The 13,129-nt window shown below is 54.3% G+C and carries 8 protein-coding genes; 7 read left to right on the forward strand and 1 reads right to left on the reverse strand.

What is annotated here, in order from left to right; all coding sequences use genetic code 11:
- Window positions 1-21: 21 nt before the first annotated feature.
- The 6 genes from asd to glgP all read left to right on the forward strand — a co-directional run bounded on the left by asd (window position 22) and on the right by glgP (window position 10,861).
- Window positions 22-1,128 (forward strand): aspartate-semialdehyde dehydrogenase, encoded by a 1,107-nt coding sequence (gene asd / locus HV350_RS01740; protein WP_181629673.1) that lies wholly within the window; start codon window positions 22-24, stop codon window positions 1,126-1,128.
- Between the two features lie 364 nt (window positions 1,129-1,492).
- Complete coding sequence (gene glgB, locus HV350_RS01745; protein WP_181629675.1) at window positions 1,493-3,676, forward strand: 1,4-alpha-glucan branching enzyme; 2,184 nt, start codon at window positions 1,493-1,495, stop codon at window positions 3,674-3,676.
- Window positions 3,676-5,652, forward strand: coding sequence for a glycogen debranching protein GlgX (glgX, locus tag HV350_RS01750; protein ID WP_019078135.1), 1,977 nt, complete (start codon window positions 3,676-3,678; stop codon window positions 5,650-5,652). Before glgB ends, glgX begins: the two co-directional genes overlap by 1 nt.
- Window positions 5,653-5,665: 13 nt before the next feature.
- Complete coding sequence (gene glgC, locus HV350_RS01755) at window positions 5,666-6,961, forward strand: glucose-1-phosphate adenylyltransferase (protein WP_016154815.1); 1,296 nt, start codon at window positions 5,666-5,668, stop codon at window positions 6,959-6,961.
- Window positions 6,961-8,394 carry a glycogen synthase GlgA gene (gene glgA / locus HV350_RS01760; RefSeq protein WP_016154814.1) on the forward strand — a complete coding sequence of 478 codons (1,434 nt, stop codon included), beginning with the start codon at window positions 6,961-6,963 and terminating at the stop codon, window positions 8,392-8,394. The genes glgC and glgA overlap by 1 nt, the downstream gene beginning before the upstream one ends.
- Before the next feature lie 19 nt (window positions 8,395-8,413).
- Window positions 8,414-10,861: a glycogen phosphorylase gene (gene glgP, locus HV350_RS01765; protein WP_181629677.1), complete on the forward strand. Its 2,448-nt coding sequence runs from the start codon at window positions 8,414-8,416 to the stop codon at window positions 10,859-10,861.
- A gap of 108 nt (window positions 10,862-10,969) precedes the next feature.
- Here glgP and glpD read toward each other — a convergent pair whose 3' ends face one another.
- Window positions 10,970-12,478, reverse strand: a complete 1,509-nt coding sequence (glpD, locus tag HV350_RS01770) for a glycerol-3-phosphate dehydrogenase (protein WP_016154812.1) — start codon at window positions 12,476-12,478, stop codon at window positions 10,970-10,972.
- Window positions 12,479-12,676: 198 nt separating this feature from the next.
- Here glpD and glpE point away from each other — a divergent pair, with 198 nt between their 5' ends.
- Entirely contained in the window at window positions 12,677-13,003 is a 327-nt protein-coding gene (glpE, locus tag HV350_RS01775; RefSeq protein WP_049040656.1) for a thiosulfate sulfurtransferase GlpE, read from the forward strand.
- Window positions 13,004-13,129: the final 126 nt, after the last annotated feature.

Here is a 13,129-nt window from a genome sequence, read left to right on the forward strand (position 1 = left end):
TCTCTGCAGGAAAAAAACGCTATGAAAAATGTTGGTTTTATCGGCTGGCGCGGTATGGTCGGCTCTGTTCTCATGCAACGCATGGTTGAGGAGCGTGACTTCGACGCCATTCGCCCTGTTTTCTTTTCTACTTCCCAGCTCGGGCAGGCGGCACCGACATTCGGTGGAACCACGACCGGCACGCTTCAGGACGCTTTTGATCTGGATGCGCTGAAGGCGCTCGATATCATCGTGACCTGTCAGGGCGGCGATTATACCAACGAAATCTATCCAAAGCTTCGTGAAAGCGGTTGGCAGGGTTACTGGATTGACGCGGCCTCTTCGCTGCGTATGAAAGACGATGCCATCATCATTCTCGATCCGGTTAACCAGGATGTCATCACTGACGGCCTGAACAAAGGTATTAAGACCTTTGTCGGCGGTAACTGTACCGTTAGCCTGATGCTGATGTCCCTCGGTGGCCTGTTTGCTAATGACCTGGTTGACTGGGTTTCTGTGGCGACCTATCAGGCGGCCTCCGGCGGCGGCGCGCGCCATATGCGCGAACTGCTGTCCCAGATGGGTCATCTGTATGGCCATGTGGCCGATGAACTGGCAACCCCTTCCTCTGCTATTCTCGATATCGAACGTAAAGTGACGACCCTGTCCCGCAGCGGTAAACTGCCGGTTGATAACTTTGGCGTACCGTTGGCCGGTAGCCTGATTCCGTGGATCGACAAACAACTTGATAACGGTCAGAGCCGCGAAGAGTGGAAGGGACAGGCTGAAACCAACAAAATTCTTAACACCTCTTCCGTGATCCCGGTTGATGGTCTGTGCGTGCGCGTCGGTGCGCTGCGCTGCCACAGCCAGGCGTTCACCATTAAACTGAAAAAAGATGTGTCTATTCCGACCGTGGAAGAACTGCTGGCAGCGCACAATCCGTGGGCCAAAGTCGTGCCAAACGATCGGGATATCACCATGCGTGAGTTAACCCCGGCGGCCGTTACCGGCACGCTGACCACGCCAGTAGGCCGTCTGCGTAAGCTGAATATGGGACCGGAGTTCCTGTCAGCCTTTACCGTGGGCGACCAGTTGCTGTGGGGTGCTGCGGAGCCATTGCGCCGTATGCTGCGTCAGTTGGCGTAATGTGGGACGGCCTGATGACGCCACGTTTATCAGGCCTACAAACGACGCGAACCACCTGGCCGGATCAGTCAATACGGCTCTCCGGCAGAGTGATTGCGTGTTTTAACAATGGGTGCTGAGTCACCCATTTTTTTGCGTAATACAGGAGTAAGCGCAGATGTTTCATTTTTTACCAGGAGTAAGATAAAGCATTGGCTATTCTTTAAGGGTGACTTAGTACCGGAGGTATTAAGTTGTTGCCTGAAGGTGGGACGACGCAGAGAGGATGCACAATTGTGCTGCGCCGTTCAGGTCAAAAAAAGTGTCACTACCTGATGTCGAAGATCAGTTGGAAGGCGTGACACCATAAAACAGGATGACAACCATGTCCGTTCGTATCGATAGAGACGTGATTAATGCGCTAATTGCAGGCCATTTTGCGGATCCTTTTTCCGTACTCGGTATGCACCAAACTGACGCTGGACTTGAAGTCCGCGCCCTATTACCTGACGCCACCGAAGTGTGGGTGATCGAACCCAAAACCGGACGCAAAGTCGGCAAGCTGGACTGCCTCGACTCTCGCGGTTTTTTCTGTGCTGTACTTCCCCACCGTAAAAATTTCTTTCGCTATCAGTTAGCTGTTGTCTGGCATGGACAGGAGAATCTGATTGATGACCCTTATCGTTTTGGCCCGCTGATCCAGGATATGGATGCCTGGCTGTTATCTGAAGGTACGCACTTGCGACCTTACGAAACGCTGGGCGCGCATGCGGATACCATGGATGGCGTAACCGGTACGCGCTTCTCCGTCTGGGCGCCTAACGCTCAACGCGTTTCAGTGGTTGGGCAGTTCAACTACTGGGATGGACGTCGCCACCCGATGCGCCTGCGTAAAGAAAGCGGTATCTGGGAGCTGTTTATCCCCGGCGCGCAGCATGGTCAACTGTATAAATACGAGATGATCGATGCGAACGGTAAGCTGCGAATCAAAGCGGACCCTTACGCCTTCGAAGCGCAAATGCGCCCGGAAACCGCGTCGCTTATCTGCGGTCTGCCGGAAAAAGTGGTGCAAAGCGAGGAGCGAAAAAAAGCCAACCAGTTTGATGCGCCGATCTCTATCTATGAAGTGCACCTGGGCTCATGGCGTCGTCATACCGATAACAACTTCTGGCTGAGCTACCGCGAACTGGCGGATCAGTTGGTGCCTTACGTCAAGTGGATGGGCTTTACCCATCTCGAACTGTTGCCGATTAATGAGCATCCGTTCGACGGTAGCTGGGGCTACCAACCTACCGGTATGTATGCGCCGACCCGTCGTTTCGGGACGCGTGATGATTTCCGCTATTTTGTGAATGCCGCGCATCAGGCCGGACTGAACGTCATTCTCGACTGGGTGCCGGGCCATTTCCCGTCGGACGACTTTGGTCTGGCAGAATTTGATGGCACCAATCTGTATGAGCACAGCGACCCGCGCGAAGGGTATCACCAGGACTGGAACACGCTGATCTACAACTACGGTCGCCGTGAAGTCAGTAACTATCTGGTGGGCAATGCCCTGTACTGGATTGAACGTTTTGGTATCGATGCGCTGCGCGTAGATGCCGTGGCGTCGATGATTTATCGCGACTACAGCCGTAAAGAAGGGGAGTGGGTCCCGAACGAATTTGGCGGTCGTGAAAACCTCGAAGCCATTGAGTTTTTACGCAATACCAACCGTATTCTTGGCGAGCAGGTGCCGGGGGCCGTGAGCATGGCGGAAGAGTCCACCGACTTTGCCGGCGTTTCAAGGCCACAGGATATGGGCGGTTTAGGGTTCTGGTATAAGTGGAACCTCGGCTGGATGCACGACACGCTGGACTACATGAAGTTGGATCCGGTTCATCGTCAGTTCCATCACGATAAGCTGACCTTCGGCATGCTGTACAACTACACCGAAAACTTTGTCCTGCCGCTGTCGCACGATGAAGTGGTACACGGTAAAAAATCAATTCTCGATCGCATGCCGGGGGACGCATGGCAGAAGTTTGCCAACCTGCGCGCCTACTACGGCTGGATGTGGGCCTTCCCAGGCAAGAAACTGCTGTTTATGGGCAACGAGTTTGCTCAGGGGCGTGAGTGGAACCATGACGCCAGCCTCGACTGGCATCTGCTGGAAGGCGGCGATAACTGGCACCACGGCGTACAGCGTTTGGTGCGCGATCTAAACCTTACTTATCGTCATCACAAAGCGCTGCACGAGCTTGATTTTGACGCCTATGGCTTCGAGTGGCTGGTGGTGGATGACAAAGAACGTTCGGTGCTGGCTTTCGTTCGTCGTGACAAAGTCGGTAATGAAATCATCGTTATCAGCAACTTTACGCCAGTGCCTCGCCACGGCTATCGCTTCGGTATCAATCAGCCGGGCAAATGGCGCGAGATCCTCAATACCGACTCGATGCATTATCACGGTAGCAATACCGGTAACGGCGGCGCGGTGCACAGCGATGAAATCGCCAGTCATGGTCGTCAGCACTCACTGAGCCTGACGTTGCCACCGCTGGCAACGATCTGGCTGGTGCGGGAGGGATAATGACGCAACTGGCAACCGGCAACGCCACCCCCCATGGTGCAACGTATGACGGCCATGGCGTCAATTTCACCCTCTTTTCGGCCCACGCTGAACGCGTTGAATTATGCGTATTCGATGAGCAAGGCTGCGAACTCCGCTACGACCTGCCGGGGCGTAGCGGCGATGTCTGGCACGGCTATCTGGCCAACGCCCGTCCCGGTCTACGCTATGGCTATCGCGTACATGGTCCGTGGCAACCGCAGCAGGGCCACCGGTTTAATCCGGCGAAACTGCTGCTTGACCCTTGCGCGCGTCGGGTGGATGGCGAGTTAAAAGATAACCCACTGCTGCACGGTGGGCTGAATGAACCGGATCATCATGATAATGCCGCCATCGCGCTGAAGGGCGTGGTGGTGTCCGACCATTATGACTGGGAGGATGATGCCCCGCCGCGCACGCCGTGGGGCAATACCGTAATTTACGAAGCGCATGTCAAAGGGCTGACGTATTTGCATCCTGACCTGCCGGAAGAAATTCGCGGGACCTACAAAGCGCTGGGTCATCCGGTGATGATCGACTATTTCAAGCGCCTCGGCATTACCGCGCTGGAGCTGTTACCGGTGGCGCATTTCGCCAGCGAACCGCGGCTTCAGCGGCTGGGCCTGTCAAACTACTGGGGCTACAACCCGGTGGCGATGTACGCGCTGCATCCGGCCTATGCCAGCTCGCCGGAGAGTGCGCTTGATGAGTTTCGCGACGCGGTAAAAGCGCTGCATAAAGCGGGTATTGAGGTCATTCTCGACATCGTTTTAAACCACAGCGCCGAGCTGGATCTCGAAGGACCTGTCTTCTCGCTGCGCGGAATTGATAACCGTAGCTATTATTGGATCAGAGATGATGGCGATTACTACAACTGGACCGGTTGTGGGAACACCATCAATCTAAGCCATCCTGGCGTTGTGGAATACGCATGCGAGTGTCTGCGCTACTGGGTTGAAACCTGCCATGTGGATGGTTTTCGTTTTGATTTGGCTTCCGTCATGGGGCGTACGCCTGAGTTTCGTCAGGATGCTCCGCTGTTTACCGCGATCCAAAACTGTCCGCTGCTCTCACGCGCCAAGCTGATTGCGGAACCGTGGGATATTGGTGAAGGCGGGTATCAGGTGGGGAATTTCCCCCCGCCGTTTGCCGAGTGGAATGACCATTTCCGCGATGCGACGCGACGTTTTTGGCTCCAGCGTAATCTTTCGTTGGGCGAGTTTGCCGGACGTTTTGCCGCATCCAGCGACGTGTTTAAACGCCCGGGCCGCAATCCCAGCGCCACGGTCAATCTGGTGACCGCGCATGACGGTTTTACGCTACGCGACTGCGTTTGCTTCACAAATAAGCACAATGAAGCGAATGGTGAGGAAAATCGCGACGGCACTAGCAATAACTACAGTGACAATCATGGTAAAGAAGGATTAGGCGGCTCGCTGGACCTGATTGAGCGGCGGCGCGACAGCATTCATGCGCTGTTAACCACGCTGTTGCTCTCCCAGGGGACGCCGATGCTGCTGGCGGGTGATGAGCATGGTCATAGCCAGCACGGTAATAATAACGCTTACTGCCAGGATAACGCCTTAACCTGGCTGGACTGGCAGCAGGCAAACAGTGGGCTAACCACATTTACCGCCGCGTTGATTCATCTGCGTCGGCAAATACCTGCATTAACAGGCGATTGCTGGTGGGAAGAGGGCGATGGCAATGTTCGTTGGCTGAATAAGTACGCACAACCCTTAAGTGCGGATGAGTGGCATAACGGCCCGAGGCAGATGCAAATCCTGCTTTCAGATCGTTTCCTGATTGCAATAAACGCCACGCTTGAGGTGACAGATATCGTTTTACCTGAAGGGGAATGGCACGCCATTCCCCCATTTGCCGGAGAGGATAATCCGGTGCTTACGGCGGTCTGGCAGGGACCTGCGCACGGACTGTGTGTGTTCCAGAGAAGATAAAAAGGAGTTAGTCATGGTAAGTTTAGAGAAGAACGATCGTGTAATGTTGGCGCGCCAGCTGCCATTAAAATCTGTTGCCCTGATCCTGGCCGGTGGCCGCGGTACTCGCCTGAAAGATTTAACCAATAAGCGTGCCAAGCCTGCCGTGCACTTTGGCGGTAAGTTCCGCATTATCGATTTTGCCTTATCCAACTGTCTTAATTCCGGGATCCGCCGTATCGGCGTGATCACTCAGTACCAGTCACACACGCTGGTGCAGCATATTCAGCGCGGCTGGTCGTTCTTTAGTGAAGAGATGAACGAGTTCGTCGATCTGCTGCCTGCCCAGCAGAGGATGCAGGGTGAAAACTGGTATCGCGGTACGGCGGATGCGGTGACCCAAAACCTGGACATCATTCGACGCTATAAAGCGGAATATGTGGTGATCCTCGCGGGCGATCATATTTATAAGCAGGACTACTCACGCATGCTGATCGACCACGTTGAGAAAGGCGCGCGTTGCACAGTGGCCTGTATGCCAGTGCCTATTGAAGAGGCCAGCGCGTTTGGCGTAATGGACGTGGACGACACCGATAAAATTATCGAGTTCGTTGAAAAACCTGCCAACCCGCCAGCGATGCCTAATGATCCGACCAAATCGCTTGCCAGTATGGGGATCTACATCTTCGACGCCGATTATCTGTATGAACTGCTGGCGGAAGATGATCTCGATGAAAAATCCAGTCACGATTTTGGCAAAGACATCATCCCGAAAATCACCGAAGCTGGCATGGCATATGCTCATCCATTCCCATTGTCCTGCGTACAGTCTGACCCGGAATCCGAGCCGTACTGGCGCGATGTGGGAACGCTGGAAGCCTACTGGAAAGCAAACCTCGATCTGGCTTCGGTGACGCCTGAACTGGATATGTACGACCAGGACTGGCCAATCCGTACGCATATGGAATCACTGCCGCCGGCGAAATTTGTTCAGGACCGTTCCGGTAGCCACGGAATGACGCTGAACTCGCTGGTCTCCGGCGGCTGTATTATTTCTGGTTCGGTGGTAGTGCAGTCCGTTCTGTTCCCGCGAGTGCGGGTGAATTCATTCTGTAACATTGATTCGGCAGTGTTGTTACCTGAAGTGTGGGTGGGACGTTCGTGCCGCTTACGTCGTTGCATTATCGACCGCGCCTGCGTTATTCCTGAAGGCATGGTGATTGGTGAAAACGCGGAAGAAGATGCTCGTCGTTTCTACCGTTCAGAGGAAGGTATTGTACTGGTCACGCGTGAAATGCTGCGCAAACTGCAGATCAAACAGGAGCGATAATGCAGGTTTTACACGTTTGTTCAGAGATGTTCCCTTTGTTAAAAACCGGGGGACTGGCGGATGTTATTGGGGCGTTACCCGCAGCGCAAATCGCGGACGGTGTGGATGCCCGCGTGCTGCTCCCGGCGTTTCCTGATATCCGTCGCGGCATTCCCGATGCGCAGGTAGTGACGCGTCGCGATACCTTCGCCGGACGTATTACGCTGTTGTTCGGGCATTTCAACGGTGTGGGCATTTACCTGATTGACGCGCCGCATCTCTATGACCGTCCCGGTAGCCCGTATCACGACACTAACCTGTTTGCATATACCGATAACGTGCTGCGTTTTGCGCTGCTGGGTTGGGTCGGCAGTGAAATGGCCTGTGGCTTTGACCCATTCTGGCGCCCGGATGTGGTGCATGCGCACGACTGGCATGCCGGTCTGGCCCCGGCGTATCTGGCGGCGCGCGGCCATCCGGCGAAATCGGTGTTCACCGTGCACAACCTGGCGTATCAAGGCATGTTTTATGCAAAGCATATGGATGACATCCAATTGCCATGGTCGTTCTTTAACGTGCACGGACTGGAGTTTAACGGGCAGATTTCTTTCCTGAAGGCCGGGTTGTACTACGCCGACCACATTACGGCGGTCAGTCCGACCTACGCGCGGGAAATTACCGAGCCGCAGTTTGCCTACGGCATGGAAGGTCTGTTGCAGCAGCGTCATCGTGAAGGACGTCTTTCCGGTGTGCTGAACGGCGTTGATGAAAAAATCTGGAGCCCGGAAACCGATCTGCTGCTGGCGTCGCGGTATACGCGTGAAACGCTGGAAGAGAAGGCGGAGAACAAACGCCAGCTACAGATCGCGATGGGACTTAAGGTTAACGACAAAGTGCCGTTATTTGCCGTAGTCAGCCGCCTGACCAGTCAGAAAGGGCTGGATCTGGTGCTGGAAGCGCTACCGGGGTTGTTAGAGCAGGGTGGACAGCTGGCATTGCTTGGTGCGGGCGATCCGGTTTTACAGGAAGGTTTCCTCGCCGCGGCGGCGGAACATCCGGGACAGGTGGGCGTACAGATTGGCTATCACGAAGCCTTCTCGCACCGCATCATGGGTGGAGCCGACGTTATATTGGTTCCCAGCCGTTTTGAGCCGTGTGGCTTAACGCAGTTGTATGGACTGAAGTACGGCACGCTGCCGCTGGTGCGGCGCACCGGTGGGCTGGCTGATACGGTCTCTGACAGTTCGCTGGAAAACCTGGCGGATGGTATCGCCAGTGGGTTTGTATTTGAAGATAGTAATGCCTGGTCGCTGCTACGCGCGATCCGGCGTGCTTTCGTATTGTGGTCCCGGCCTTCGTTGTGGCGGTTTGTACAACGTCAGGCCATGACCATGGATTTTAGCTGGCAAGTCGCGGCGAAGTCATACCGTGAGCTTTACTATCGTTTGAAATAGATATCCAGGAATCACCTATATGAATGCTCCATTTACTTATGCATCGCCCACACTCAGCGTAGAGGCACTTAAGCATTCTATCGCCTACAAGCTGATGTTCACGATTGGTAAAGACCCGGTCATTGCCAATAAACATGAGTGGCTGAACGCCACGTTGTTCGCGGTGCGCGATCGTCTCGTGGAGCGCTGGCTGCGTTCTAACCGTGCGCAATTATCCCAGGAAACTCGACAGGTTTATTATCTGTCAATGGAGTTTCTGATTGGGCGCACACTTTCCAATGCACTGTTATCGTTGGGTATTTATGACGATGTCAAAAATGCGCTGGAAGGTATGGGGTTGGATCTTGAAGATCTGATCGATGAAGAAAACGACCCTGGTCTTGGCAACGGTGGCCTCGGGCGCCTGGCGGCCTGCTTCCTGGACTCACTGGCAACGTTGGGTCTGCCGGGACGCGGCTACGGTATTCGTTATGACTACGGCATGTTCAAACAGAACATTGTTGATGGCCGACAGAAAGAGTCACCGGACTACTGGCTGGAATACGGTAACCCGTGGGAATTCAAACGCCACAATACGCGCTACAAAGTGCGCTTTGGCGGGCGTATTCAGCAGGAAGGCAAGAAAACGCGCTGGATAGAAACTGAAGAGATCCTCGCGGTAGCCTACGACCAAATTATTCCCGGTTATGACACAGACGCCACCAATACGCTGCGCTTGTGGAATGCCCAGGCCAGTAGCGAAATCAACCTCGGTAAATTTAACCAGGGCGACTACTTTGCGGCGGTGGAAGATAAAAACCACTCCGAGAACGTCTCCCGCGTGCTGTATCCGGATGACTCCACCTATTCCGGACGCGAGCTGCGTTTGCGCCAGGAGTATTTCCTGGTCTCCTCCACGGTGCAGGACATCCTGAACCGTCATTATCAGCTGCACAAAACCTACGACAACCTGGCAGATAAGATCGCCATTCACCTCAACGACACCCATCCGGTACTGTCGATTCCTGAGCTGATGCGTCTGCTGATCGATGAGCACAAATTCAGTTGGGATAATGCGTTTGAGGTCTGCTGCCAGGTCTTCTCGTATACCAACCACACCTTGATGAGCGAGGCGCTGGAGACCTGGCCTGTCGATATGCTGGGCAAAATTCTGCCGCGCCATCTGCAAATCATCTTTGAGATTAACGACTACTTCCTGAAGACGTTGCAGGAACAGTATCCGAACGATACCAGTCTGCTGGGACGGACGTCGATTATCGATGAATCCAACGGCCGCCGGGTGCGTATGGCATGGCTCGCAGTGGTGGTGAGCCACAAGGTTAACGGCGTTTCTGAGCTGCACTCCAACCTGATGGTGCAGTCGCTGTTTGCTGACTTTGCGAAGATTTTCCCGACTCGCTTCTGTAACGTCACCAACGGCGTGACGCCGCGCCGCTGGCTGGCGCTGGCTAACCCATCGCTCTCTGAGGTACTGGATGAGAACATTGGCCGCACCTGGCGAACCGATCTCAGCCAGCTAAGCGAGCTTGAACAGCACTGCGATTACCCGCTGGTAAACCAGGCGGTGCGCCGTGCGAAGCTGGAGAATAAAAAGCGTCTGGCAACGCTCATTGCCCAGCAGCTTAACGTGGTGGTGAACCCGAAATCGCTGTTTGATGTGCAGATCAAGCGTATTCACGAATACAAACGCCAGTTGATGAACGTGCTGCATGTGATCACTCGCTACAACCGCATTAAGGCCGATCCTGACGCCGAGTGGGTGCCGCGTGTGAATATCTTCGCCGGTAAAGCGGCTTCGGCCTATTACATGGCGAAGCACATCATTCACCTGATCAACGACGTCGCGAAAGTGATCAACAACGATCCGCAAATTGGTGACAAGCTGAAAGTGGTGTTGATTCCTAACTACAGCGTCAGCCTGGCGCAGGTGATTATTCCTGCTGCCGACCTGTCTGAGCAGATTTCGCTGGCCGGGACCGAAGCCTCTGGTACCAGTAATATGAAGTTTGCCCTCAACGGTGCGCTGACCATTGGGACGCTGGACGGTGCCAACGTCGAGATGCTGGAGCATGTGGGCGCAGAAAATATCTTTATCTTTGGTAATACGGCGGAAGAGGTCGAAGCCTTACGCAGCCAGGGCTACAAGCCGCGTGAGTATTACGAGAAAGACGAAGAGCTGCATCAGGTGCTGACGCAGATCGGCAGCGGCGTATTCAGCCCTGAGGAGCCGGGGCGCTATCGTGACCTGGTTGACTCTCTGATCAACTTTGGCGACCACTATCAGGTTCTGGCGGATTATCGCAGCTACGTTGATTGCCAGGATAAGGTTGACGAACTGTATCGCCACCCGGAAGAGTGGACCACCAAGTCGATGATTAATATCGCCAACATGGGCTACTTCTCGTCGGACAGGACGATCAAAGAGTACGCCGAAAACATCTGGCATATCGACTCGGTGCGGTTGTAACAAGGGCAGGATGATCTGTCGGCCGGATGGATAAGGCGTTAGCCGCCATCCGGCAAAAGGCCCGGTAGCGCTGACGCTTACCGGGCCTACAGTTTTATATCGAGTGTCTTAAGACGCCAGCGACAGCTGCTGTTTCTCAATGTACTCCGCCAGCCACTGGGTCATGCGCGACTGCTGTTCAGCGTTCAGCCACATACCTTCTTTCGTGCGACGCCACAGCGCATCTTCCGCACGGCGCACCCATTCGTGATCGACCAGATATTTCAGCTCGGCCTCATAGAACTCATGGCCGAAGTCTTCACCTAACTCGGCAAGCGAGGTGGCTTCCCCGATAATCCATTCGGTGTTACTGCCGTAGGTGCGCGAATAATGGCGCGCCAGCGACTCGGTCAGGAACGGGTAGCGACGGCGCAGTTTGGCCGCGTAATCTTCACGATCGCCGCCGATGTCACCGCCTGGCAGAATGCACTCTTTTGTCCACGCCGGACCGATTCCCTGATAGTACGACGCCAGTTTTTCCATCGCGTGTTCGGCCAGCTTACGATAGGTCGTCAGCTTACCGCCAAAGACCGACAGCAGCGGCGCTTTGCCGTTTTCGTCGTGGATATCCAACGTGTAATCACGGGTGATAGCCTGCGGCGAGTCGGACTCGTCATCGCACAGCGGACGTACGCCCGAGTAGGTCCAGACGATATCGTCACGGCCCAGCTGTTTCTTAAAGTGCGCGTTGTAGACCTTCAGCAGGTAATTGATTTCACTCTCATCAATTTTTACCGCTTTCGGATCGCCTTTGTATTCGACGTCAGTCGTCCCGATGATCGAGAATTCGTCCATCCATGGGATGACAAACACAATACGTTTATCTTCGTTTTGCAGTATATAAGCTTGCTTCTGGGTATGGACGCGCGGTACCACGATGTGGCTGCCTTTAATCAGACGAATACCGTACGGCGATGGCAGATGCATGCCGTCGTCGAAGAACTCTTTCACCCATGGGCCGGTGGCATTGACCAGACCACGCGCCTGCCAGGTGTGCTTTTTACCGGTATCGATATCTTCAGCTTCAACAATCCACAAACCGTTTTCACGGCGAGCGGAGGTAGCGCGAGTGCGGGTTAATACCTCTCCGCCTTTGCGTACGACCATTTGGGCGTTTGCCAAAACCAGCCGCGCATCGTCTACCCAGCAGTCAGAATATTCGAAACCGCGCACAATCTCAGGTTTCATTACGGAATCTGCGCCAAAACGCAAACCGGTTGAACTCGGCAAACTGGTGCGTTTGCCCAGATGATCGTACATAAACAGACCAATGCGGATCATCCACGCTGGACGCAGGTGCGGGCGATGGGGCAGACGAAAGCGCATCGGGAAGGCGATATGCGGTGCCATTTTCAACAACACCTCACGTTCGGCCAGCGCTTCGCTCACCAGGCGAAATTCGTAGTGTTCCAGGTAGCGCAGGCCACCGTGGATGAGTTTAGAGCTAGCGGAAGAGGTGGCACAGGCTAAATCCTGCGCTTCCAGCATCAGCACGGATAAACCGCGTCCAGCGGCATCTGCCGCGATACCGGCACCGTTGATGCCTCCACCTATCACAATCAGATCTTTGGTTTCCATACTGGCCTCTCGCACTTTCGTTATAGCTCATTAATGTTCGTTATCGAGCATAATAGCAAAGAATCGCGCCATTGGTAACATCGGATAAACAATTTACAGTGATACATATAACATTATGGCGTTTAACTGCCGTCGGGACGTACACTAAGAAGTAACATGTCTGAAAAGCGTCACCTGCAATATAAAGAAGAGAGAGCAATGGATCAGTTTGAATGTATTAATGTCGAAGAAGCGCATCAGAAGCTGCACCAGGGGGCCGCGGTGTTAGTGGATATCCGCGACCCGCAAAGCTATGCGATGGGTCACGCCCCACAGGCGTTTCATCTGACGAACGACACGCTGGGGTCATTTATGCGCGAGCATGATTTCGACACCGCCGTGTTAGTAATGTGTTATCACGGCAACAGCAGTAAAGGCGCGGCGCAATATCTTCTTCAGCAGGGCTATGACGTGGTTTACAGTGTTGACGGCGGCTTCGACGCCTGGCATCGACATTTTCCGGCAGAAGTGGCATACGGTTCGTAAGACTATACCCAAATTAATTCGAGTTGCATCGCGACGGCGACGCAGCAAATCTCCGGGCGCGTACGAACAGTATGTGACCGGAGTGAGTGAGGAAAGCCAACAAAGATGCAGCTCGAAGTAAGAAGG

It is taken from the genome of Citrobacter sp. RHBSTW-01013 (assembly GCF_013781985.1).
Taxonomy (GTDB): domain Bacteria; phylum Pseudomonadota; class Gammaproteobacteria; order Enterobacterales; family Enterobacteriaceae; genus Citrobacter; species Citrobacter braakii.

What these genes read in the sequence shown, in the direction of transcription:
- glgB (WP_181629675.1), top strand. Translation starts at nt 1,493, where the DNA reads ATGTCCGTTCGTATCGATAGAGACGTGATTAATGCGCTAATTGCAGGC.
- glpD (WP_016154812.1), bottom strand. Translation starts at nt 12,478, where the DNA reads ATGGAAACCAAAGATCTGATTGTGATAGGTGGAGGCATCAACGGTGCC.
- glgP (WP_181629677.1), top strand. Translation starts at nt 8,414, where the DNA reads ATGAATGCTCCATTTACTTATGCATCGCCCACACTCAGCGTAGAGGCA.
- asd (WP_181629673.1), top strand. Translation starts at nt 22, where the DNA reads ATGAAAAATGTTGGTTTTATCGGCTGGCGCGGTATGGTCGGCTCTGTT.
- glgA (WP_016154814.1), top strand. Translation starts at nt 6,961, where the DNA reads ATGCAGGTTTTACACGTTTGTTCAGAGATGTTCCCTTTGTTAAAAACC.
- glgC (WP_016154815.1), top strand. Translation starts at nt 5,666, where the DNA reads ATGGTAAGTTTAGAGAAGAACGATCGTGTAATGTTGGCGCGCCAGCTG.
- glgX (WP_019078135.1), top strand. Translation starts at nt 3,676, where the DNA reads ATGACGCAACTGGCAACCGGCAACGCCACCCCCCATGGTGCAACGTAT.
- glpE (WP_049040656.1), top strand. Translation starts at nt 12,677, where the DNA reads ATGGATCAGTTTGAATGTATTAATGTCGAAGAAGCGCATCAGAAGCTG.